At 69.9% G+C, this 22,012-nt stretch carries 19 protein-coding genes and 2 pseudogenes; 11 read left to right on the top strand and 10 right to left on the bottom strand.

From position 1 onward, the window contains the following. Nucleotides 1-29 precede the first annotated feature (29 nt). Both CEK68_RS21015 and CEK68_RS12295 read right to left on the bottom strand, forming a co-directional pair. Nucleotides 30-206, bottom strand: coding sequence for a hypothetical protein (locus CEK68_RS21015; protein WP_010341034.1), 177 nt, complete (start codon nt 204-206; stop codon nt 30-32). A 15-nt stretch (nt 207-221) separates the two neighbouring features. After that, the gene (locus CEK68_RS12295) at nt 222-545 is read right to left on the bottom strand and encodes a hypothetical protein (protein WP_017911090.1); all 324 of its coding nucleotides are present in this window, start codon (nt 543-545) and stop codon (nt 222-224) included. A 364-nt stretch (nt 546-909) separates the two neighbouring features. Between CEK68_RS12295 and CEK68_RS12300 the strand changes: the two genes are divergently transcribed. The 4 genes and pseudogenes from CEK68_RS12300 (at nt 910) to CEK68_RS12315 (ending at nt 6,521) form a co-directional block, all read left to right on the top strand. Continuing rightward, the gene (locus CEK68_RS12300; RefSeq protein ID WP_148828395.1) at nt 910-2,199 is read left to right on the top strand and encodes a nucleotide sugar dehydrogenase; all 1,290 of its coding nucleotides are present in this window, start codon (nt 910-912) and stop codon (nt 2,197-2,199) included. Between the two features lie 150 nt (nt 2,200-2,349). After that, entirely contained in the window at nt 2,350-3,972 is a 1,623-nt protein-coding gene (locus CEK68_RS12305) for an FMN-binding glutamate synthase family protein (RefSeq protein ID WP_152239543.1), read from the top strand. A gap of 21 nt (nt 3,973-3,993) precedes the next feature. After that, a pseudogene (locus tag CEK68_RS12310) lies at nt 3,994-4,194 on the top strand (GNAT family N-acetyltransferase); the annotation flags it as partial. A gap of 140 nt (nt 4,195-4,334) precedes the next feature. Then, complete coding sequence (locus CEK68_RS12315; RefSeq protein WP_152239544.1) at nt 4,335-6,521, top strand: diguanylate cyclase; 2,187 nt, start codon at nt 4,335-4,337, stop codon at nt 6,519-6,521. 31 nt (nt 6,522-6,552) lie between these two features. Here CEK68_RS12315 and CEK68_RS12320 read toward each other — a convergent pair whose 3' ends face one another. The 3 genes from CEK68_RS12320 to CEK68_RS12330 all read right to left on the bottom strand — a co-directional run bounded on the left by CEK68_RS12320 (nt 6,553) and on the right by CEK68_RS12330 (nt 9,867). Continuing rightward, a complete protein-coding gene (locus CEK68_RS12320; protein ID WP_152239545.1) occupies nt 6,553-8,010 on the bottom strand; it encodes a serine hydrolase domain-containing protein in 1,458 nt (485 codons plus the stop codon). 140 nt (nt 8,011-8,150) lie between these two features. Continuing rightward, nucleotides 8,151-9,410, bottom strand: coding sequence for a TIGR03862 family flavoprotein (locus CEK68_RS12325; protein ID WP_152239560.1), 1,260 nt, complete (start codon nt 9,408-9,410; stop codon nt 8,151-8,153). Between the two features lie 13 nt (nt 9,411-9,423). After that, nucleotides 9,424-9,867, bottom strand: coding sequence for an FKBP-type peptidyl-prolyl cis-trans isomerase (locus CEK68_RS12330; RefSeq protein WP_017911084.1), 444 nt, complete (start codon nt 9,865-9,867; stop codon nt 9,424-9,426). A gap of 67 nt (nt 9,868-9,934) precedes the next feature. On the opposite strand from CEK68_RS12330, the gene CEK68_RS12335 reads away from it, so the two are divergent. Both CEK68_RS12335 and CEK68_RS12340 read left to right on the top strand, forming a co-directional pair. Next, nucleotides 9,935-10,300: a DUF6164 family protein gene (locus CEK68_RS12335; RefSeq protein WP_152239546.1), complete on the top strand. Its 366-nt coding sequence runs from the start codon at nt 9,935-9,937 to the stop codon at nt 10,298-10,300. A gap of 116 nt (nt 10,301-10,416) precedes the next feature. Next, nucleotides 10,417-11,154 (top strand): sulfurtransferase, encoded by a 738-nt coding sequence (locus CEK68_RS12340; protein ID WP_152239547.1) that lies wholly within the window; start codon nt 10,417-10,419, stop codon nt 11,152-11,154. Between the two features lie 133 nt (nt 11,155-11,287). Here CEK68_RS12340 and CEK68_RS12345 read toward each other — a convergent pair whose 3' ends face one another. Continuing rightward, nucleotides 11,288-12,094 (bottom strand): glucose 1-dehydrogenase, encoded by an 807-nt coding sequence (locus tag CEK68_RS12345; RefSeq protein ID WP_152239548.1) that lies wholly within the window; start codon nt 12,092-12,094, stop codon nt 11,288-11,290. A gap of 546 nt (nt 12,095-12,640) precedes the next feature. On the opposite strand from CEK68_RS12345, the gene CEK68_RS12350 reads away from it, so the two are divergent. Together CEK68_RS12350 and CEK68_RS12355 are read left to right on the top strand one after the other, a co-directional pair. After that, nucleotides 12,641-13,639 (top strand): LLM class flavin-dependent oxidoreductase, encoded by a 999-nt coding sequence (locus tag CEK68_RS12350; RefSeq protein ID WP_152239549.1) that lies wholly within the window; start codon nt 12,641-12,643, stop codon nt 13,637-13,639. 201 nt (nt 13,640-13,840) lie between these two features. After that, nucleotides 13,841-14,029: a hypothetical protein gene (locus CEK68_RS12355; protein WP_152239550.1), complete on the top strand. Its 189-nt coding sequence runs from the start codon at nt 13,841-13,843 to the stop codon at nt 14,027-14,029. Nucleotides 14,030-14,061: 32 nt separating this feature from the next. Here the strand turns inward: CEK68_RS12355 and CEK68_RS12360 are convergent, their stop codons facing one another. Both CEK68_RS12360 and CEK68_RS12365 read right to left on the bottom strand, forming a co-directional pair. Beyond that, nucleotides 14,062-14,724, bottom strand: a complete 663-nt coding sequence (locus tag CEK68_RS12360) for an exopolysaccharide biosynthesis protein (RefSeq protein ID WP_152238038.1) — start codon at nt 14,722-14,724, stop codon at nt 14,062-14,064. After that, nucleotides 14,708-16,051, bottom strand: a complete 1,344-nt coding sequence (locus CEK68_RS12365; RefSeq protein ID WP_152239551.1) for a hemolysin family protein — start codon at nt 16,049-16,051, stop codon at nt 14,708-14,710. The genes CEK68_RS12360 and CEK68_RS12365 overlap by 17 nt, the downstream gene beginning before the upstream one ends. A gap of 258 nt (nt 16,052-16,309) precedes the next feature. Here CEK68_RS12365 and CEK68_RS12370 point away from each other — a divergent pair, with 258 nt between their 5' ends. Next, nucleotides 16,310-16,936: a DUF47 family protein gene (locus CEK68_RS12370; RefSeq protein ID WP_017911076.1), complete on the top strand. Its 627-nt coding sequence runs from the start codon at nt 16,310-16,312 to the stop codon at nt 16,934-16,936. Nucleotides 16,937-17,021: 85 nt separating this feature from the next. Then, complete coding sequence (locus tag CEK68_RS12375) at nt 17,022-18,143, top strand: inorganic phosphate transporter (protein ID WP_043090722.1); 1,122 nt, start codon at nt 17,022-17,024, stop codon at nt 18,141-18,143. Nucleotides 18,144-18,400: 257 nt separating this feature from the next. On the opposite strand, the gene CEK68_RS12380 is transcribed toward CEK68_RS12375, so the two are convergent. Next, a complete protein-coding gene (locus CEK68_RS12380) occupies nt 18,401-19,903 on the bottom strand; it encodes a S10 family peptidase (protein WP_017911074.1) in 1,503 nt (500 codons plus the stop codon). A 424-nt stretch (nt 19,904-20,327) separates the two neighbouring features. Between CEK68_RS12380 and CEK68_RS12385 the strand changes: the two genes are divergently transcribed. After that, nucleotides 20,328-21,146 (top strand): CDP-diacylglycerol diphosphatase, encoded by an 819-nt coding sequence (locus CEK68_RS12385; RefSeq protein WP_226977866.1) that lies wholly within the window; start codon nt 20,328-20,330, stop codon nt 21,144-21,146. Nucleotides 21,147-21,430: 284 nt separating this feature from the next. Here CEK68_RS12385 and CEK68_RS12390 read toward each other — a convergent pair. Further along, a pseudogene (locus tag CEK68_RS12390) lies at nt 21,431-22,012 on the bottom strand (DNA topoisomerase IV subunit B); the annotation flags it as partial.

Raw genomic sequence — 22,012 nt, forward strand, 5'->3', positions numbered from 1 at the left:
GGTGTGCCGCAGCGGGATTCTTGGCGTCCTTACTCGCTGCCGTCCGGCCGCGGATAGTCGTGTTCGGGATCGGCGTGGTCGCGCTTGGGGTCGCTATCGGGTTGGTCGCGATCCTTCCACTGCGCGTCGTCGTTGTGGATCTTGTCCGGCGTGTGGCTGCGTTGCTGGGAATCGTGGGCGTTGTCGCGGTTGGCGGGCGGGGACATGACGAACCTCCTGGATCAGGCGGGGGTGGGCGCCGGATCCGGATGGCGGTCGTGCTGCTCGGAGCCGTCGAGGCGTGCCCAGCAGGCGACGACCAGGGTTTCGGCATCGCTCCAGGCGATGCGCGGCCAGGGGTGTTCGGCGTCGTAGCGCTGACGCAGGCGCTGCAATCGCACGTCGTTGGATTCGCGCGGCAACTGCAGGAACACATCGCAGGCCATCTTGATCAGGCGCGCATGTTCGCTGAACGACTGCGACCCCAGTTTGCCCGCCGCGTGCAGCGCCTTCCAATGCGCCAATTCGGCTTCGACATCCACGAGCAGGCTCGGAGCGTGACTCACGCGAGTTCTCCTTGAGTGAGAGGAAAGAGGGAGGCGGAGGGTGCCCCCCTGGCAGCCACCGCTCCATCACCCTAGGCCGCGGTGCGTAAAGGTGAGGTGGTGCTCATGTGGTGTGCATGACAAGACGCACGCTCACACGGCCACAAAGCGTGATGTTGGACGTCGCCTTTCACACACGGCGTTGTGAAGGCGGCCCGCGATGCGCGTGAAGGCGCGACACGCAAGCGCAGCCCCGGCGTTCCGCGGATCGACTTGGTCCGCGCCGCTGCAGCGGCTTACCATGCACGAGGTCCGCGTCCGCGGGCACCCCGTTTCCCCCTCACGCGCCGACGGCCGCCGCTGCCGGTGCCCGCAAAGGACTGGCATGCCCGTTGCTTCCGTGCTCGATTCCGCGCCGCCGCGCATCGCCGTGATCGGCCTCGGTTATGTGGGCCTGCCGCTGGCGGTGGCGTTCGGCGCCCGCCACGACACGCTCGGCTACGACATCGATGCGCAGCGCGTGGCGCAACTGCGCGACGGGCACGATCAGACCCTGGAACTGGAGGCCGAGGAACTGCGCGCCGGCGTGCACCTGCGCTACAGCGACGACGCGGCGGCGCTGCGCGACCGCAACGTGTACATCGTCACCGTGCCGACCCCGATCGACGCGCACGAGCAGCCCGACCTGCAGCCGCTGCGCCAGGCCAGCGAGTTGCTGGCCGGCGTGCTCAAGCGCGGCGACCTGGTGATCTACGAGTCCACCGTCTACCCGGGCACCACCGAGGAAGTCTGCGTGCCGCTGCTGGAGCAGGGCTCGGGATTGCGCTGCGACGTCGACTTCCATTGCGGCTACAGCCCGGAGCGGGTCAATCCCGGCGACCGCCAGCGGCGCCTGGCCGACATCCGCAAGATCACCTCCGGCTCGAACCCGGCCGCCGCCGATGCGGTGGACGCGCTATATGCCGGCATCATCGCCGCCGGCACCTGGCGCGCGCCGTCGATCCGCGTGGCCGAGGCGGCCAAGGTGGTCGAGAACATCCAGCGCGACGTCAACATCGCCCTGGTCAACGAACTCGCCCTCATCTTCGACCGCCTCGGCATCGATACCCAGGACGTGCTGGACGCGGCCGGCACCAAGTGGAACTTCCTGCCGTTCCGGCCCGGCCTGGTCGGCGGCCACTGCATCGGCGTGGATCCGTACTACCTACTGCACAAGTCCGAGAGCGTGGGCTACCACCCGGACCTGATCCACACCGCGCGCCAGGTCAACAACCGGGTCGGCGCGCATGTCGCCGCGCGGGTGCAGGCACTGCTGGCCGGCAAGGGCGTGGCGATGGCCGATGCGTCCGTGCTGGTGCTCGGCGTCACCTTCAAGGAGAACTGCCCGGACCTGCGCAACAGCCGCGCGCTGGAGCTGGTGCAGGCGCTGGCCGCGGCCGGCGCCCGCGTCGACGCCTGCGATCCCTGGGCCGATCCGCAGGCGGCGCAGGCGCACGGCGTCGAGCTGCTGCCAGAACCGGTGCCCGGCCGCTACGACGCGGTGGTGCTGGCGGTGGCGCACGCGGCCTACCGCGACCTGGACGCGGCGCAGATCCGCGCGCTCGGCACACCCGATCTGGTGGTCTACGACGTCAAGTCGGTGTGGCCGCGCGCGGCGGTGGACGACCGGCTGTAGCGCAGTTCTCGGGCGCGCGTACCGTCTGGTGTCACCGGTGCATTGGCATGCGCTGGCTGTACCTGCGCCAAGCGGCCCCGATGGCGGTTGCAACGCCATGACCGCGACACCCTCTACACTCGCCGGCTTCCGACGCCTGCGAGGACCGCGATGCACCGCTACCTAGCCTATATCGCCAGCTGCGTGCTGCTGGCGCTGTCCATCGCCCTGTGCGCGATCTGGCCGCTGTGGGGCTGGGGCGTGGCCGTCTTCGCGGTGCTGGCGGTGCTGGGCACCGTGGACCTGCTGCAGACCCGCAGCACCCTGCGCCGCAATTATCCGATCCTGGCGCATTTCCGCTACGGCCTGGAATCGGTCGGCCCGGAGATGCGCCAGTACTTCCTGCAGAGCGACATCGAGGAGGCGCCGTTCTCGCGGCAGCAGCGCGCCCTGGTCTACCAGCGCGCCAAGAACGTGATGGACGTGGTGCCGTTCGGCACCCAGCGCAGCACCTACGCGCCGGACTACGAATGGATCAACCATTCGCTGGCCACCAGCGAGATCGCCGACCACGACTTCCGCGTCACCATCGGCGCCGGCTGCGCGCAGCCGTACGCAGCCAGCGTGTTCAACATCTCGGCGATGAGCTTCGGCGCGCTGTCGGCCAACGCCATCCGCGCGCTCAACGCCGGCGCGCGCCAGGGCGGCTTCTACCACGACACCGGCGAGGGCTCGATCTCGCCCTACCACCGCGAGTGCGGCGGCGACCTGGTGTGGGAAATCGGCTCGGGCTACTTCGGCTGCCGCGACGAGGAGGGGCGCTTCGACCCGCAGCGCTTCGTCGCCAACGCCACGCTGGAGCAGGTCAAGATGATCGAGATCAAGCTCTCGCAGGGCGCCAAGCCGGGCCACGGCGGCGTGCTGCCGGCGGCCAAGGTCAGTGCCGAGATCGCCGCCACCCGCGGCGTCGCCATGGGCCGCGACTGCGTGTCGCCGTCGCGGCATTCGGCGTTCTCCACGCCGCTGGAGCTGCTGCAGTTCGTGGCGCGGCTGCGCGAACTGTCCGGCGGCAAGCCCACCGGTTTCAAGCTGGCCATCGGCCACCCCTGGGAGTGGTTCGCCATCGCCAAGGCGATGCAGGAAAGCGGCCTGTACCCGGATTTCATCGTCGTCGACGGCGCCGAGGGCGGCACCGGCGCGGCGCCGGCGGAGTTCATCGACCACGTCGGCGTGCCGATGCACGAGGCCCTGCTGCTGGTGCACAACACCCTGGTCGGGCTGGACATCCGCGAGCGCATCAAGCTCGGCGCTGCCGGCAAGATCACCAGCGCCTTCGACATCGCGCGCACCCTGGCGCTGGGCGCGGACTGGTGCAATGCCGGGCGCGGCTTCATGTTCGCGCTGGGCTGCATCCAGTCGCTGAGCTGCCACAGCGACCGCTGCCCGACCGGCATCGCCACCCAGGACCGGCGCCGCTGGCAGCACCTGGACCCCACCGACAAGGCCACCCGGGTCGCGCACTACCACGCCAACACGCTCAAGGCCCTGCGCGAACTGCTCAGTGCCGCCGGGCTGACGCATCCTTCGCAACTGGGGCCCGAGCACATCCTGCGCCGCATCTCGCAGGTGGAGATCCGCTCGCTGGCCTCGCTGTACCGCTACCTGGAGCCGGGCGAACTGCTGCGCACCGTGCCCGACCATGCGGTCTTCCACGATTACTGGGGCGACGCGCGCAGCGATTCGTTCCAGCCGCCGGAACGCATCCGTCGCCTGCGCGACAGCAAGTCGCAATGAGCGAGGCGCCGTCGGCGCGGTTGCGGCCGGCGCCTGCTGCAGGCGCTGGAGCAGCGCCTGGCGCCGTGTCCGCGCATCCATCTCGCCGCGGCGCTGAATGCGGTGGCGTTCTACCTTGCGCAGGGCTATGCCGTGGTAAGCGAGGGAAGCTACCCGCATCCCAGCGGGATCGTCCTCGATTGCGTGTTCATGGAGAAGCGCGCCGCGCCGGGGGTGCCGTGAGGTAGGCATCCCACAACCGGTGCGTTGTGACGGCAGCGGGGCGGGGCGTTCGCTTTTTTTGCATCGCCGCATCGGTCACGCATGCTCGCCATCGCTGCCGCCGCCCGTTATCGTGCCGGTTCCTTCTCAGCGTGCCGCGCATGAATCAGCCCTCGGTCCCCGACGTCGTTCCCGCGCCGCTGCCCGTCGACGAAGCCGAGCGCCTGCGCGCGCTGGCCGAGCTGGGGATGCTGGATACCGCACCGGAACCGGCGTTCGACGACCTGATCTGGCTGACCAGCCAGTTGTGCGAGGTGCCGATCGCGCTGATTTCGCTGATCGACGAGCGCCGGCAATGGCTCAAGGCCAGTTGCGGCCTGCCTGCCGGCACCACCAGGTATCCGCGCGAGATGGCGTTCTGCACCTATGCCTTGCTGGAGCCGCAGTTGCTGGAGGTGCCGGACGCCACGCTGGATCCGCGTTTCGCCGGCAACCCGCTGGTGTGCGGCGCGCCACACCTGCGTTTCTACGCTGGCATGCCGCTGATCGGCGACCAGGGCTACAGCTACGGCACCCTGTGCGTGATCGACATCCGTCCGCGGCAGTTGGACGCACGCCAGCGCGAAGCTCTGCAGCGCCTGGCCAGGCAGGTCACCGCGCATCTGGAGGCGCGCCGCGACGCACGCATCGCCCACGACCAGGCCAAGACGCTGAGCCTGCTGCTGGAGACGATGCCCGACGGCGTGGTGTCGTGCCAGGCCGATGGCACGCTGGGCGAGTTCAACCAGGTGGCGCGGCAGTGGCACGGCGCCGATCCACGCGCCTTGCCGCCCGAACAGTGGGCGAAGTACTTCGACCTGTTCGACGCCAGCGGCCAGCGGCTGCTGACCAGTGACGAGGTGCCGCTGGTCCGTGCCTGGCGCGGTGAATCGGTGCGCGATGCGGAAATGGTGATCGCCGCCAAGGGACAACCGCCGCGCAGCGTGCTGTGCAATGCGGAACGGCTGGAGGGCCGCGATGGGCGCAGCCTGGGCGCGGTGTGCGTGATGCGCGACGTCAGCGTCGAACGCGCGGCGTCGCATGCGGCGCTGCTGGCCGGGCAGCGTTTCTCCGGCGCGTTCTCGGCGGCCGCGCACGGCATGGCGCTGGTGTCGCTGGAAGGGCACTGGCTGGACGTCAACGACGCCTTGTGCGCGATGCTCGGCTACAGCCGCGCGGAGCTGCTGGAACTGCGCTTCCAGGATTTGACCCATCCCGAGGACCTGGCCGAGGACATGGAACAGGTGGCCGCGTTGATCGCCGGCCGCCGCAGCGACTACCGCAGCGAAAAGCGCTACCGCCATCGCGACGGCCATACCGTGCGTGCGCGTCTGTCGGTGTCGCTGGTGCGCGACGAACAGCGGCGCCCGCTGCATTTCGTCACCCACATCCAGGACATCACCGAGCAGCACCTGGCCGAACACCGCCTGCGCGACAGCGAAGCGCAGCTACGCACCATCGCCGACAACGCGCCGGCGCTGATCGCCTACCTCGACCACGACCTGTGCTACCAGTTCGTCAACCGGCCGTATGCGGCGTGGTTCGGGCTGGCGCCGGAGCGCATCATCGGCCGCCGCCTGCACGAGGTGCTGGATCCGCAGCAACTGGCCCTGCTGCAACCCCACCTGCCGGCGGCGCTGCAGGGCGTGCCGGCGCAGTTCGACGCCGAGCTGTGCGATGCCACCGATGCGTTGCGGATCATGCATTTCAGCCTGATTCCAGACGTGGCCTTGGCGCCGCAGCGGATCGGCCTGCATCTGATGATCAGCGACATCACCGGGCAGACCCGGTTGGCGCGGCTGCTGGAAGAGCGCGCGCTGCGCGACGAACTGACCGGGCTACCGAACCGCATGGCCTGGAACCAGACCCTGCGGCGGCGCATGAACGAGCGCCGTGGCCAAGGCCAGGTGGCGGTGATGTTCCTGGATCTGAACGACTTCAAGAGCGTCAACGACCGTTTCGGCCACCACGTCGGCGATGCGCTGCTGGTGCACTTCGCGCGGCTGCTGCAACGTTGCCTGCGCGGGCAGGACAGCATCGCGCGGTTGGGCGGCGACGAGTTCGTGGTGCTGCTGGAAGGCCTGGCCGACGCCAGGCGCGAAGTGCTGGCGGCCGCGGCGCGGATCATGGAGGCATGCGCGGACGGCTGCGAGGTCAGTGGTCGGCACCTGCCCTTGCAGCCGAGCATCGGCATCGCCGTGCAGGCCGGGCCCGGCTTCGATCCGGTGCTGCTCACCCAGCGCGCCGACGAGGCCATGTACGTGGCCAAGCGCGATCCGCAGGCGCGGGTGCAGATCGCAACCCTCTGAGCGCGGTCTGCCGGCGCGATGCCCGCGCTGGCTACGGTGCGCTGTCCGCGGCCACGCGCCGGAACGGATAGTGACCGCCATCGGCGTCGAGCGTGCCCTGGTCGGCATCGCCGGGCGTATCGAAGCGGATGATGATGTCCTGCGCGCTCAAGAAGAACGCGTGATCCGACGCGGGAATCAGTGGGTAGGCCTGATCCTTGCGCAGTTCCACCAGCAGGCGGTCCTGCGCTTCGCGGATCCGGAACGTGCCCAGCTCGGGGATGGCGAAGCTGCCGACGAAGCGCCGTTGCGCGGCGATGTCCAGCGCGACGGCGGTGCGCCGGATTGGCTGGAAATCCGGCCAGGCATAGGCCGCGGCGATGGCGCGCACGATCTCCAGACCCAACTGGTAGCCCTGGTCGCCGTTGCTCAGCACCACGGCGCCATCGCATCCTTGCGGATACACCACCAGCGTGGCCTTGTAGCCGGCGTTGGAACCGTCGTGATAGACGTACTTGCGCGCGCTGGCGCCGCCGATGTTCAGGCCCAGGCCGTAGCCGTCCCGCACCGGGGTCATCATGGCGCGGGCGCTGGCGGCGGACAGCACGCGGCCGCGACCGGCCTGCGCATCGCACAGTTCGATCGCATAGCGCGCCAGGTCCTGCGCGTTGGTCCACAGGCCGGCCGCGGCCAGTTCCGGGTAGGTGTGCGGGCCGCCTGCCACCGGCGCGCCATTGGCATCGTGCGGTTGCGCCGCGTGCGCCAGATCGCGTGCGGGCAACGGCTGGCGGAAACTGCTGGCGCGCATGCGCAGCGGCGCCAGCACGCGCTGCTGCAGCAGCGTTGGAAAGTCCTGCCCGCCGACGTCGATCAGCAACTGCTGCATCACCGTGTAGCCGCCGCCCGAATAGCGGTAGCGCACCCCGACCGGCGCCTCCACCCGCACCGGCGCCGAGTTCGCCGGCGCCTGGCCGTCGAGTACCTGCTGCAGGGTGGGCACGGCGGCGCCGCGGGCGTAGCCATCGAAACCGTGCACGCTGGTGCCGGCGGTGTGCGACAGCAGTTGGCGCAGGGTCACCGGATGGTCGTGGCTGTCGGCGGAATCGGGCAGGGTCCACGAGGTCAGTCGCGCATTGACCGGGGCGTCCAGCGCCACGCGTCCGTCCTGGACCAGGGACAAGGCCGCCATCGCCGCCACCGGCTTGCTCACCGAGCCGGCCTGGAACAGGGTCCTGGCGTCGACCGCGGTCCCACCGGTGGCGGTGACGCCATAGCCCTTGGCCCAGGCGACGCGGCCGCGACGGATCACCGCGATCGCCACGCCCGGGACGTGCAGCGCGTCCATCTGGCCACGCAGCGACAGTTGCGCGCCTGCCTGGTTCTGGATGACGACGGCCGGCAACAGGCCTTGCTCGACCTGCCGGATCTTCGGGCTGGTGCTGGGCGCGGCGCTCGCGGCCACGACGTTGCCGGCCAGGCCAAGTGCGCAGAACAGGATCGATGGACGCATGCGTCGCTCCAGGCGGGAGGTGAGCTGGAACCGCGAGACAGCCGCGGTCGCCACGTCCGTGCAGGAATACGTCGTGCGGCCACGACGACGACAGGCCCGAAGGTCACTGGCCATTCCGGCCAGTCGCGTGCCGGCGCCGCTCAGCGCGTGGCGCGTTGCAGCCAGGCCACCGCGCCGCGCCCGGCGCGCACGCCGCTGGCGAAGCACGCGGTGAGCAGGTAGCCGCCGGTCGGCGCTTCCCAGTCGAGCATTTCGCCGGCGCAGAAGGTGCCGGGCAGCGCCCGCAGCATCAACTGCGCATCCAGCGCTTCCAGGCGCACGCCGCCGGCGCTGCTGATCGCCTCGGCCAGTGGCCGCGGGCGTAGCAGGGTCAGCGGCAGGCGCTTGAGCGTGGCCGCGGCCAGCGCCGGATCCTGGCCGGCCTGCTTGCCGAGGATCTCGAACAGCAGCGCCGCCTTGACCCCGTCGATGCCGACCTGGCGGCGCAGATGTTCGCCGAAGCTGCGGCCGCCGCGCGGCTTGCCCAGTTCGGCCTGCAGCCGCGGCAGGTCGCGGCCCGGTGCCAGGTCCAGCCACAGCGTGGCCGGGCCGAGTGCGGCGATGGAATCGCGCAGATCCGCGGCCAGTGCATAGATCAGGCTGCCCTCGATGCCATGCTCGCCGACCACGCATTCGCCCTGCAGCGACTGTGCCTGGCCCTGCGCATCGTGCCAATGCGCGACCACCGGCTTCAGCGGGGCTCCCGCGTGGCGTTCGCGGAAATAGGCGCTCCAGTCCACGTCGAAGCCGCAGTTGGCCGGCTGCAGCGGCGCCACCTCCACGCCGCGCGCGCGCAGCGTGTCCTGCCAGGCGCCGTCGGAACCGAGTTGCGGCCAGCTGCCGCCACCGAGCGCCAGCACGCAGGCATCGGCCTGCACGCGCTGCTCGCCGTCGGCACCGGCGAAACGCAGCGCGCCGTCCGCGTCCCAGCCCAGCCAGCGCTGCTGCACGTGGAAGCGCACGCCTGCGTCCTTCAGCCGCCGCACCCAGCCGCGCAGCAGCGGTGCGGCCTTGCGATCCAGCGGGAACACCCGGCCGGAGCTGCCCACATAGGTCTCCACGCCCTGCGCCTGCGCCCAGGCGCGCAGCGCGTCGGCATCGAAGTCGGCCAGCCACTCGCCGACCGCCGTCGCGCGCTCGCGATAGCGGGCGACGAAGCGCTCGAACGGATCGGAGTGGGTCAGGTTGAGGCCGCCCTTGCCGGCGATCAGGAACTTGCGTCCCACCGAGCCCTTGGCCTCGTACACGTCGACCTCGGCGCCGGCGGCGCGCGCGGTCTCGGCGGCGATCAGCCCCGCCGGGCCGCCGCCGACGATGGCGAGACGGCCGTGCACCGGCGCGGCGTGCTTGCTGGCGGGCATCGGCGCAGTCGGCTCAACGCGGCTGGACATCGAGCAGTTCGACCTCGAACACCAGCGAGGCGCCCGGCGGGATCACCCCGCCGGCGCCGCTGTCGCCGTAGCCGTAGTCCGACGGCAGCATCAGCAGGCGCTTGCCGCCCACGCGCATGCCGGCCACGCCCTCGTCCCAGCCGCGAATCACCTGGCCGGCGCCGAGCACGAAGCTGAAGGGCTGGCCGTGGTCGGCCGAGGCGTCGAACTTCTCGCCGCGCTTGTCCTTGGCGTGCTCGTCGTACAGCCAGCCGGTGTAGTGCACGGTGACCCGGCTGCCGGGGCGGGCCTCGGCGCCGTCGCCGACGCGCTCGTCGGTGGCCTGGAACGCGGCGATGCTGCCGCCGGGCGGCGGACCCGGCGGGGTGCAGCCAATCAGCAGCCACGCCGGCAACGACAGGCTCAACAGCAGCAGGATTCGGCGCATGCGGGACGTCCACGGCGGGCAGGGCGTGCAAGGGTAGCGCATCGCCGCAGCGGCTATCATGCGGTGCATGGCCAAACTGCTGCTCAACCTGCGCCACGTGCCCGACGACGAACGCGCCGAGGTCTGCGCGCTGCTCGACGCCGCCGGCATCGGCTACTACGAAACCCGCGCCGGCACCTTCGGCATCTCCGCCGGTGGCATCTGGTTGCGCGAGGACGCCGAGCAGGCGCGGGCCAAGACGCTGCTGGCCGAGTACCAGGCCCAGCGCGGCGAACGCGCCCGCGCCGAGCGCGCCGCGGTGCTGCGCGACGGCAGCGCCGAGACCTTCGCCAGCCTGTTGCGGCAGCGCCCGCTGTTCGTGCTGGCGACGCTGCTGGGCATGCTGCTGGTCGCTTCGCTGGTGCTGCTGCCGTTCCTTTTGCTGCGCGGCTAGCGGTGACGCTGGCGCTTGGGGGCATGCCTCGACGCGCTTCGCCGAAGCGCCGGTGCGCGGGAGGCGCGGACCGTGCTGCTGCAGCGGTCGTGCGTCGCAGGCTCTAAAATGCACCGATGATCGCCAACACCGCCGCCTACCACTTCGTCGCCATCGCCGACCCCGACGCGCTCGCCGCGCAATTGCATGCCTGGGCGCAGGACGGCGACTTGCGCGGCACGGTGCTGGTGGCGGGCGAGGGCATCAACCTGTTCCTGGCCGGTGCGCCGGCGGCGATCGACGGCTTCTACGCGCAGCTGCGCGCCGACCCGCGCTTCGCCGATCTGCGCGTCAAGACCAGCCCCAGTGCGCAGCAGCCGTTCGCGCGGCTGAAGGTCAAGGTCAAGCCGGAGATCATCAGCTTCCGCCGCGACGCCGCCTCGCCGCTGGAGGCGGCGCGCGCGCCGGCGGTGGCGCCGGCCACGCTGCAGCGCTGGCTGCGCCAGGGGCACGACGATACTGGCCGGCGCGTGGTGCTGCTGGACACGCGCAATGCGCAGGAAGTGGCCTACGGCACCTTCGCTGGCGCGCTGACCCTGCCGATCGTCAAGTTCACCGAGCTGCCGGAAGCGCTGGCCCCGCATCGCGCGGCGCTGGCCGACACCACCGTGGTCAGCTTCTGTACCGGTGGCATCCGCTGCGAGAAGGCCGCGCTGTGGATGCGCGCCGACGGCATGGACAACGTGCTGCAGCTGGACGGCGGTATCCTCGGCTACTTCGAGGAAGTGGGGGGCGAAGGCTACGACGGCCGCTGCTTCGTCTTCGACGAGCGCGTGGCGCTGGATCCGCAGTTACGGCCGATGGTGGGCGGCTGATTGCCGCGGGATTGGGGATTCGGAATTGGGAATTGGCAAAGGCGGGTTGCTGCCAGCTATGCACGTGGCCCGTCAGGTAAGGCAACACCCGCTTTAACGAATCCCCAATCCCGACTCCCCAATCCCCACGCCCTCAGGCGTACTGCATCTTGCGCGTCATCCCGCCATCGACCACGAATTCCTGGCCGGTGATGAAGCCGGCCTGCGCCGACAACAGGTAGACCGCCAGCGCGCCGATGTCCGGCGGCTCACCGACCCGCCCGGCCGGGTGCTGCGCATGGTCCTGGCGCGACAGCTTGGGCGTGCGCCGCGCATTCGGCTTGCGCCAGGCGTCGGTGGCGATCCAGCCGGGGCTGATGCAGTTGACCCGCACCGCCGGCCCGGCGCTGATCGCCAGCGCATGAGTGAAGGCCACCAGTCCGCCCTTGGACGCGGCGTACGCCTCGGTGTCCGGTTCGGACTGCCGCGCGCGGGTGGACGCGATGTTGACGATGGCGCCGCCGCCGCGGCTGTCGCGCAACGCCGGCAGGGCATGTTTGCTGCACAGGAACGCACCGCCCAGGCTCGCCCCCAGCCGCCGGTTCCATTCGCGCAGCGACAATTGCGCCAGCGGGCCGGTATGCGGATCGGCGATCCCGGCGTTGTTGACCAGTCCATCGATGCGGCCGAACCGGGTCAGCGCGGCATCGACGAAGCGGCGCACGCTCGCTTCGGCGGCCACGTCGACGCGACGGAACAGCAGGTGTTCGCCGACGTCCAGCTCGGCCACGCAGGCACGCCCGGCATCGGCATCGAGATCGCCGAACACGACGTTGCCGCCAGCGCCCAGCACTGCCTGCACCACGCCGCGGCCGATGCCCTGGGCGCCGCCGGTGACCAGCACCACACGGTCGCGTAAGGGCAGGGCTGGGACGGGGGCGGGCGATGGAATCAGCGGCATGGCGGCGACCAGGAGAAAGCAGGGGGCGCCAGCGTAGCCGGCGCACCGTGCAACCGGCGTGGTAGCGCCGTAGTGCGGCTCGCCAAAGCCCCTTTCCCCTCGGGAGAGGGGTTGGGGTGAGGGTACGGCGCGCAGCGCTCGCGGGGGTTTGGCGACACGAGGCTTCGCCCGTACCCTCATCCGCCCCTTCGGGGCACCTTCTCCCGGCGGGAGAAGGGAGAGCGATAGCCCCTCTCCCACCGGGAGAGGGGTTGGGGTGAGGGTACGGCGCCCGCAACGCCTGCCGGTCTGACGATGCGAGGCTTCGCCCGTACCCTCATCCGCCCCTTCGGGGCACCTTCTCCCGAGGGGAGAAGGAAGAGCCAAAGCCCCTCTCCCACCGGGAGAGGGGTTGGGGTGAGGGTACGACCGCCAGCCAAGCATCCTCCTGCCCACACCCACATCCACATCCACATCCAGCGCAAATCAGCGTTCCGGCCGCGCGCCCTGCAAGCGGCGCCGCGCGCCCCCATCTCGTCGGCATCGCCTGCAGGAACCCGCCTCACCATGATGCCGATCTCCATCCTCGACCTCGCCCCGGTCTGCGAAGGCAGCGACACCAGCGCCGCCTTCGCCAACATGCTGGACCTGGCCCAGCACGCCGAACGCTGGGGCTACCACCGCTACTGGCTGGCCGAGCATCACAACATGCCCGGCATCGCCAGCGCCGCCACCGCGGTGTTGATCGGGCACGTGGCCGGCGGCACCAAGCGCATCCGCGTCGGCGCCGGCGGCATCATGCTGCCCAACCATGCGCCGCTGCAGGTGGCCGAGCAGTTCGGCACGCTGGCCTCGCTGTATCCCGGTCGCATCGACCTGGGGCTGGGGCGCGCACCCGGTACCGACCAGGCCACGGCACGCGCGTTGCGCCGTTACTTCGACAGTGCCGACCAGTTCCCGCACGACGTGGCCGAACTGCTGCGCTATTTCGAGCCGGCCGTGGAGGGGCAACTGGTGCGCGCCGTGCCCGGTGCCGGCATCGAGGTGCCGGTGTGGCTGCTCGGCTCCAGCCTGTTCAGCGCGCGCCTGGCCGCGGCGATGGGCCTGCCGTTCGCCTTTGCCTCGCATTTCGCCCCGGATGCGATGGACGAGGCGCTGGCGGTGTATCGTCGCGAGTTCCGCGCTTCCACGCGCCTGCAGGCGCCATACGCGGTGCTGGCCCTGAACGTGGTGGCCGCCGCGTCCACGGCCGAGGCGCGGCGTCTGTTCACCACCCAACAGCAGAGCTTCGTCAACCTGCGCCGCGGCCGTCCCGGGCTGATTCCGCCGCCGATCGACGACATCGAGGCGTTCTGGGCGCCGCACGAGAGGCTGGGTGTGGAACGCGCACTGTCCTGCACGGTGCTGGGCGATGTCGACGCGGTCGCACAGGGCCTGTCCGACTTCGTCGCGCGGCACCGCCCGGACGAGTTGCTGCTGACCGCCAACATCCACGATCACGCGGCGCGCTTGCGCTCGTTCCAACTGGCGTCGGAGGCCTGGACGCAGGTCGCCGCGGCCGCGTGATGCGCGTATCTGCGCGGGTGTCTACACGCGCAGACGCGCGCGGGCGCTCATTGCCATATTTGCGTTGATGGGCATCACACCGCGCACCGCTTTCACGATGTCTTGATTTTCCCGGGTATGTCATCGTTTCGCGTCGCGCATCAGCGTGGCGTTCGGCCTCGGGACACGGCCGTACAACTGACGCGAACAGGGGGATCGGCAATGAACGCACAGCATCCGATGGCGCCGGTGCACGAATGTGGACTGGAGGCGGCCTTGCAACAGATGAGCAAATGCCTGGAGCGCCTGCGCGCCCAGACGCCGGAACGCCCGGCCAAGGGTGCGTCCGTGCGGCCGTCGCACATGCGCAACGTGTTCGCCAGCGAGATGGAACTGTACCTGGTGAAGTAAGCGGGCAGCGGGCGCTCCACTGCCGCGTGCGCTCAGCGCAGCTTGTGCATCCACTCCCGGCCCAGGTCGACCACCTGGTCCGAGGCCAATCCCAGGCTCAGCGCCACGGCGATGCTGCCCAGCCACGACAGCAGCATCAGCCCGCCGTCCCGTTCCAGCAGCGCCAGCGCGAACAGCAACAGCATCGCGCCGAAGGCGTAGTTAGTGAACGGAATCGGCAGCGACAGCAGGATCCCCAGCACGATCAGCAGCAGCCCACTGAAGGCGCGCGCCGGCAGGGTATCGACCAGCATCGGCAGGCGCGGCTTGAGCAGTCGGTCCAGGCGCCGCAGCCACGGCGCGATGCGGCCGACGAAGCGCTGCATGGTGCGGCGGCGCGGCCCGCGCTCGCCGATGAAGCGCGGCAGCCACGGCTTGCGCAGGCCGATCAGCATCTGCAGGCCGATCAGCGTCACCAGCGGCCCGCTGATGCCGCCGGCCAGGCCCGGCACCGGCAGGAACGCCGGCAGGATCGCCACGAACAGGAACACGCCGAACGCGCTCTGCTGCAGGTCGGCGAGGATCAGCCGTAGCCGCAGGTGTTCGTCCGGGTCGCCGAGGACGAAGGTGTCGAGCAGGGTGCGGATGCCCTCGGCGCTGTAGCCGTGGTCGCCCTCGTGCGGCGCGCCGCCGGGTGCGTCACCCGGTGATGTCATCGCTGTTCTCGTCCTGCAGCCTGCGCAGCAGCAGCTTGTCCACGCGCGCGCCGTCCAGGTCCACGATCTCGATGCGCCAGCCGGCCCAGTCGAAGAACTCGCCGGCGTGCGGGATGCGCCCGAAGTAGTAGATGCACAGGCCGGCCAGGGTGTTGTAGTCGCCTTCCTCGGCGCTGGGCAGCTCGGCGCCGCCCAGCAGTTCGCGCAGGTCCTCGATCGCCAGCGAACCGTCGATCAGCAGCGAGCCGTCGGCGCGGGTCACCACCAGCGCGTCCTCGTCGGCGTTGTCGGCCGACTGCAGGCGCCCGACCACCGCGCCCATCAGGTCGCTGATCGTCACCAGGCCCTGGATCTCGCCGTACTCGTCCACCACCAGCGCCATCGATTGCTGCTCTTCGCGGAAGATCTCCAGCAGCTTCATCGCGTGGGTGGACTCGGACACGAACAAGGTGTCGCGCAGGCTCTGGAACAACTGGGTGGCGTCGCCGTCCATGCGCGTGACCAGCGATTTCACCTCCAGCACGCCGGCGATGTCCTGGTCGCTGCCGCGGTACACCGGGTAGCGCGAGAACTCGTGTTCGCGCATCACCTGCAGGTTGCGCTGCGGCTCGGCGTTGGCATCGAGCCAGGCGATGCGGTTGCGCGGGGTCATCAGGCTGTCGGCGGTGCGGTCGCCCAGGCGCATGACCCGGTTCATCATGTCGCGCTCGTGCGCGTCGATCACGCCGGCCTCGTGGCTCTCGGCCACCAGCATGCGGATTTCCTCTTCGGTCACCGAGGCCGATTCCTCCTTGCCCAGGCCGAGCAGGCGCAGCACCAGCCGGGTCGAGCGCGACAGCACCCAGACGAACGGCGCGGCGATCCGGGCCAGCCAGCCCATGGGGATGGCGACGAAGCCGGCGATGACCTCCGAACGGGTCAGGGCCAGGCGCTTGGGCACCAGTTCGCCGAAGATCAGCGTCAGGAAGGTGATCAGCACGATCGCCAGGGTCTTGCCGATCAGCGCCGACCACGGCTGCGGATCGCCGAACAGGGTGAAGTTGGCCGCCAGCGCCGGGAACAGCGCCTGCAGCTTGGCCGCGATCGCCACGCCCATGGCCTCGCCGCCGAAGGTACCGGTGAGGATGCCGATGGCGGTGATGCCGATCTGCACGGTGGACAGGAAGTGCTCGGGGTTCTCGGCCAGCGCCAGCGCCTTGGCCGCGCGCGTGCTGGACTGGGCCATCTGCTTCAGCCGGCTCTTGCGCGAGGTCATCAGCGACATCTCGGACATCGCGAAGAAACCGTTGAGCAGGATGAGGGCTGCAACGATCAACAGTTCAAGCATGCGCGCGCTCCTTGGCGCCAAGGAAAGCGGGGACATGGGCGCCATTGCGGCGCGGGGGAGGGGGTGTGGGGTGGTCGTCCATAGGGTGCGCCCGCGAAGGGCGCGGCGGCGATGGTAACAAACCCGGGCGGGGGCCGCGTCCACGCCGCGCCGACGTCGCCAGGGCCGGCCCGGGGCCGCGACTACCCGCAGGTGTCAGCAAACAGTCATAATTCCGCCCCAGTGCCGTCCTCCCCGCGACGGCGGGAAGCGCGTTGCATGTTTTCGTTGCAGACCATCTTCGGTTCCGGCAAGCAGTTCTACACCCTGCTCGACGAGGCGGCACAGGCCGCCTACGACAGCACCAAGGCCCTGCACGCGATGATGCGCGAGTCCGACCGGCAGCCGGCGCTGGACGGCTTCAAGCTGGCGCGCCTGCGCGAGCGCGCCGCGTCCGACAAGATCGGCCAGGCGCTGGTGGACAGCTTCATGACCCCGATCGAGCGCGAGGACATCGAGGCCCTGGGCTCGGCCCTGTACAAGATCCCCAAGCAGGTGGAGAAGTTCGCCGATCGCTATTCGCTGGCGATCCAGCACCTGGAGCACATCGATTTCGCGCCGCGCTCGGCGATGCTGGAGCAGGCTGCGGCGGTGGTGGTGGAGATGGTCCACGACCTGCGCCACATGAACCTGGACCGGATGAGCGCGCTCAACGACAAGCTGCGCTCGCTGGAGAACGAGGCCGACCGGCTGATGCTGGAGCTGTACCGCGACATCTACTCCGGGCGCCTGGACAACCTGCAGATGTTCCTGCTCAAGGAGTTCTTCGAAATCCTGGAGAAGGCCATCGACCGTTGCCGCGAGGCCGGCGTGGTGGTCTACCAGATCGTGCTGAAGAACTCCTGATGGACGCGCTGCGGAGTTGCTGCCTGCGCGGCCGTGGCGCCCTGCGCGCGCTGACCGCCGCCGCCGCGTGCGTGGAGGCGCGCCGATGCTGACCCTGGTCCTGATCGTGATCCTGGCGGCGCTGGTGTTCGAGTTCATCAACGGCTTCCACGACACCGCCAACTCGATCGCCACGGTGGTCGCCACCAAGGTGCTCAGCCCCGGCTGGGCGGTGATGCTGGCCGCGGCGATGAACCTGGTCGGCGCGCTGACCGGCACCGCCGTGGCGATGACCATCGCTTCCGGCCTGCTCAACACCGACGTGATCGCGGTGACCCCGCAGGTGGTGCTGTGCGCGCTGCTCGGCGGCATCGTCTGGAACTTGATCACCTGGTGGAAGGGCCTGCCGTCCTCGTCCTCGCATGCGTTGATCGGCGGCCTGTGCGGCGCCGGCCTGGCCGCCGCGCACAACGACTGGGGCGCGCTGATCTGGTCGCAGAACCTCGGCGACTGGGCCAAGAACAAGGGCCTGCTGTGGAAGGTGTTCGTGCCGATGGTCACCTCGCCGATCGCCGGCTTCCTGCTCGGCATCGCGGTGATGCTGCTGCTGTGGGCGGCGATCGCCGGCCTGGCCAAGCTGGGCGGTCCGCTCGGGCGGCTGGCGCGGCCGCGCTGGGTCAATGCCTTCTTCGGCAAGGCGCAGATCGCCTCGGCCGCGTACATGGGCTACGCGCACGGCCACAACGACGCGCAGAAGACCATGGGCATCATCGCCATGACCCTGATCGGCGCGCAGAGCACCGGCGCCCTGGACGACCTGCCGTCGTGGCTGGCGTTCCTGCATCCCGACGCCAGCCAGGGGCAGGGCATCGCCACCTGGATCGTGCTGACCTGCGCGGTGGTGATGGCCGCCGGCACCGCCTCCGGCGGCTGGAAGATCATCAAGACCCTGGGCCACAAGATGGTCAAGCTGCATCCGATCCACGGCTTCGCCGCGGAGACCAGCTCGGCCACGATCCTGACCCTGGCCGCGCATTTCGGCATGCCGGTGTCCACCACCCACAGCATCTCCACCGCGATCATGGGCGTGGGCTTCGCCAAGAACCCGCGCTCGCTGCGCTTCGGCGTCATCGAACGCATCGTCTGGGCCTGGATCCTGACGATCCCGGCCGCCGCCGGCGTGGCGTATCTGATTTTCCGGGGATTCGCCTTGGCTGGGTGGGTGTGAGGGAGCCGGGAATCGGGAGTGGGGAAACGGGAATCGTAAAAGCATAGATTTCCCGCGAACGGTGACGATGTCGCCCTCCGAAAGGAATCTGGATACGTCTTACGTCCTCTTGTCGCAACGAGTGTTGCCTGCGTGGCGACGTCGCGTAGCCAAGTGACTCCATCGCGATAGCACTCCCGAACCACGCAGGTCGGGGTATTGTCTCGACGAGTGGGGAACCGCTTTTGCGATTCCCCATTCCCAATTCCCCATTCCCATCAATTCGCCCGATACATCGCCATCACGTCCTGACGCAGCGCGCGCTGGCTGTCGGCGCGGTTATAGAACATGTGGCCGCCGGGGTAGTTCTTGACCTGCACGCGGGTCGGGTCGTTGCCCATCACCGGCATCTGGTCCACGGTCAGCACCGAGCCCATGAACGGGCACGACAGGTCGTTCCAGCCGTGCACGATCAGCACGCGCAGCTTCGGGTCGATCGCCACCGACTGGCGCAACTGCGTCACCGAACCCTTGCGCAGTTCGTCGTCCCAGTCCCACAGCCGGTTCACGTCGTAGTTCAGCGCCTCGTAGCGGGCGTCGACCTTCCAGCCGACCACGCGGGTCACGAAATCGACCATCGCGGTGGTGGTGGGGGCGATGATGCTGTCCAGCAGCGGGTCGTTGGCGCGCTGCTCGGGGGCGTTGGGGAACGGGTCGAAGGCGGTGACGTTGGAGTCGTAGCGGCTGCCCAGTTCGCCCTTGTCGCGGAACACCTCGCGCAGGTAGGCCTGGGTCTCCAGGCGGCCGCCGGCGCGGCGCACGAAGGCCGGGTCCAGGCCGGTCATCGCGGTCACCTGCTGGATCATCCGGGTGGTGCCGGCCGGGTCGGAGCGCCCGCGCAGCAGCGCGGTGACGTAGTCGCCGCGGGTGTAGTCGATCACCTGGCGCATCGCTTCCGGGGTCAGCTTGCCCTCGCGTTCCAGGCGTGCGGCGGTGATCGACGGCAGGGTCAGCATCCACGGCAGCGGCGAGACGTCGCCGTTGTCGTCCAGGGTCGGGTTCAGATACGGCGAGACCAGGACCACGCCGTTCATCGCCACGCCGAGCTTGGTCTGCAGGTAGTGGGTGATGCGCGGGCCGCGGAAGCCGCCGTAGCTTTCGCCGACCAGGTACTTGCGCGACTGCAGGCGCTGGTTCTTCAGCAGCCAGTCGTAGATGGTGCGCGAGAGGTACTCGATGTCGGCCTGCGGGTTGTAGAACTGCTTCTTGGCCTGCTCGTCGGGCACGCGCGAGCGGCTGAAGCCGGTGCCGACCGGGTCGATGAACACCAGGTCGGTGAAGTCCAGCCAGGTGCCGGGGTTGTCGCGCAGCTGCGCCGGCGCCGAGGCGCTGTCGCCCTCGCTGCCGAACGCCACCACCTTCGGCCCGATCGCGCCCAGGTTGAGGTACACCGAGGCCGCGCCGGGGCCGCCGTTGAGCGCGAAGGTGACCGGACGGTCCTTGCCGTCCATGGTGTAGGCGGTATAGACCACGTCGGCGACGACCTTGCCCTGCTTGTCCTTCACCGGCAGCGTGCCGACCTTGACCGTGTAGCGCAGGGTGCGGCCGTCGAGCTGGGTGGATTGGCTGGTCTGCGCGTCGGCCGGCAGCGGCGCCGGTTCGGCGGCGGCGGGCTTGTCGCCCTTGTCGGCATTGCCCGCATCGGCATCGGCGGCCAGCGCCGCGGTCATCGGCATCGCCGCCAGCAGCACGGCCAGCAGCACGGAAGGGAAGGTCGGCACGGGCGGTCGCTCGCAGGAAGGGAGCCGGCATGCTAGGCCGCGGCGTCGGCGCGGCGGATGTGCACAAAGCCATGGTCGGCGGCGGCGCGGCCTAGGGCGTGTCACCCATCCCCGAGTATGCCGCGTTGGGTCTGGCAGGCGCGTTGCCGGCGTTGCGTGGCGCAGCGCCTGACTGGCCGTCAGGTCAAGCCGCGCGGCGCCGGCAGCGCGCCTGCCAGGCCCAACCCGAAGGGCCGCGGTTGCGCGCGCCCGTGGCCGCGTCATCGCTCGGGCGTGGACGGACGTCCAATTCCTCGCTCTTCCTTGCCACAGGCACGCGCAATCGCGGCGCGGCATGCTCGGGGATGGGTGACACGCCCTAGTCATGCCGGTTCATCGGCGCTGGCTACAATCGCCGGTCCGTCCCGTGTCCGGTCTGCTGCGCATGCCCGTCCTTCGTTTTCGCCTGCCGCTAAGCCTGTTCCTGGCGGCGTTGCTGGCCGGCTGCGCCAGCGTGCCTGCGCCGCCGTCCGTGGCCGAGTCGCCGGCGGCGCACGATCCGCATGCCCACGATCGCCAGCGCCTGTGGCGGCTGTTGAGCACGCGCTGCCTGCCGCAGGCGCGCGCCGGCGCCGATCCGGCCCCTTGCAGCGAAGTGCATGCCGAGCCCGGCCAACGCTATGCCTTGATGAAGGACCTGCGCGGCGACTACCAGTACCTGCTGATTCCGACGGTGCCGGTGAGCGGGATCGAAGATCCGCGCGCGCGTGCCGCCGGCGCGCCGAACTGGCTGGGCCTGGCCTGGCAGGCGCGCACCCGGGTCGAGCGGTTGTTGAACCGGCCGCTGCCGCGCGAACTGACCAGCCTGACGATCAACCCGCCCTCGGCGCGTTCGCAGGACCAGTTGCATGTCCATATCGATTGCCTGGCGCCGCAGGTGCGCGACCAGTTGCAGGCGATGCAGGCGTCGATCGGCCCTGCCTGGGCACCGTTGCCGCAGCCGCTGCACGGCCACGCCTATCGGGCGATGCGCGTGGAGGGCGAAGAACTGGATGCGAATCCGCTGACGCTGCTGGCGCGCAGCCTGCCGCCGCAGCAGAGCATGGTGCACCAGACCCTGGCGGTGGTCGGCGCGGAGTTCGATGGTCGCCCGGGCTTCGTGCTGCTGGCCGCCACGGCGCTTCCCGGCGATGGGGTCGGTGCGGAGGAACTGCAGGATCACGACTGCACCGGCGTGGTGCCGGCGGCGCCTGCGCGTGGCTGACGGCCCAGGCGGCGTCAATGCCGCGCAGGCAACTGACGGCATCCGCCGGTCGTGCGGCGCGCAGGCAGGGATGTTGTGGGAGGGACTTCAGTCCCGACGGCATGATGCCCCGGCATCTGCCTGCTTCGCGCGTCGCGACTGAAGTCGCTTCCACACGATGCTTTCGGGAGCAGTCACAACCCGCTAGTGCAAACCCGACACGGCTCTCGCCGAGTCGGCCGGGGAAGCGGCATCTGCACGACCGCGCACGCGCTGACTGGAAGCGCCAGCGCGCGCACCCGGCCTCAGACCTCCAGCGACGCCAGGTCGCCCTTGGTCTCCAGCCACTGCTTGCGGTCGCCGGCGCGCTTCTTGGCCAGCAGCATGTCCATCAGCGAGCGGGTCTGGTCGCCGTCGTCCACGGTCAGCTGCACCAGGCGCCGGGTGTCCGGGTGGATGGTGGATTCGCGCAGCTGCTGCGGATTCATCTCGCCCAGGCCCTTGAAGCGGGTGACGCTGACCTGGCCCTTGATCTTCTCGCGTTCGATCTTGTCCAGCAGCGAGCGCTTCTCTTCCTCGTCCAGCGCGTAGAACACCTGCTTGCCCACGTCCACGCGGAACAGCGGCGGCATCGCCACGAACACGTGACCGGCGCGCACCAGGGCGGGGAAGTGGCGCAGGAACAGCGCGGTCAGCAGGGTCGCGATGTGTAGGCCGTCGGAGTCGGCGTCGGCCAGGATCACCACCTTGCCGTAGCGCAGGCCGTCGATCTCCTCCTTGCCCGGGTCGCAGCCGATCGCGATCGCCAGGTTGTGCACTTCCTCCGAGGCCAGCACGCTGCCGGAGGCCACTTCCCAGGTGTTGAGGATCTTGCCGCGCAGCGGCAG

Source organism: Xanthomonas sp. LMG 12461, assembly GCF_009192935.1.
GTDB classification, from domain to species: domain Bacteria; phylum Pseudomonadota; class Gammaproteobacteria; order Xanthomonadales; family Xanthomonadaceae; genus Xanthomonas_A; species Xanthomonas_A sontii.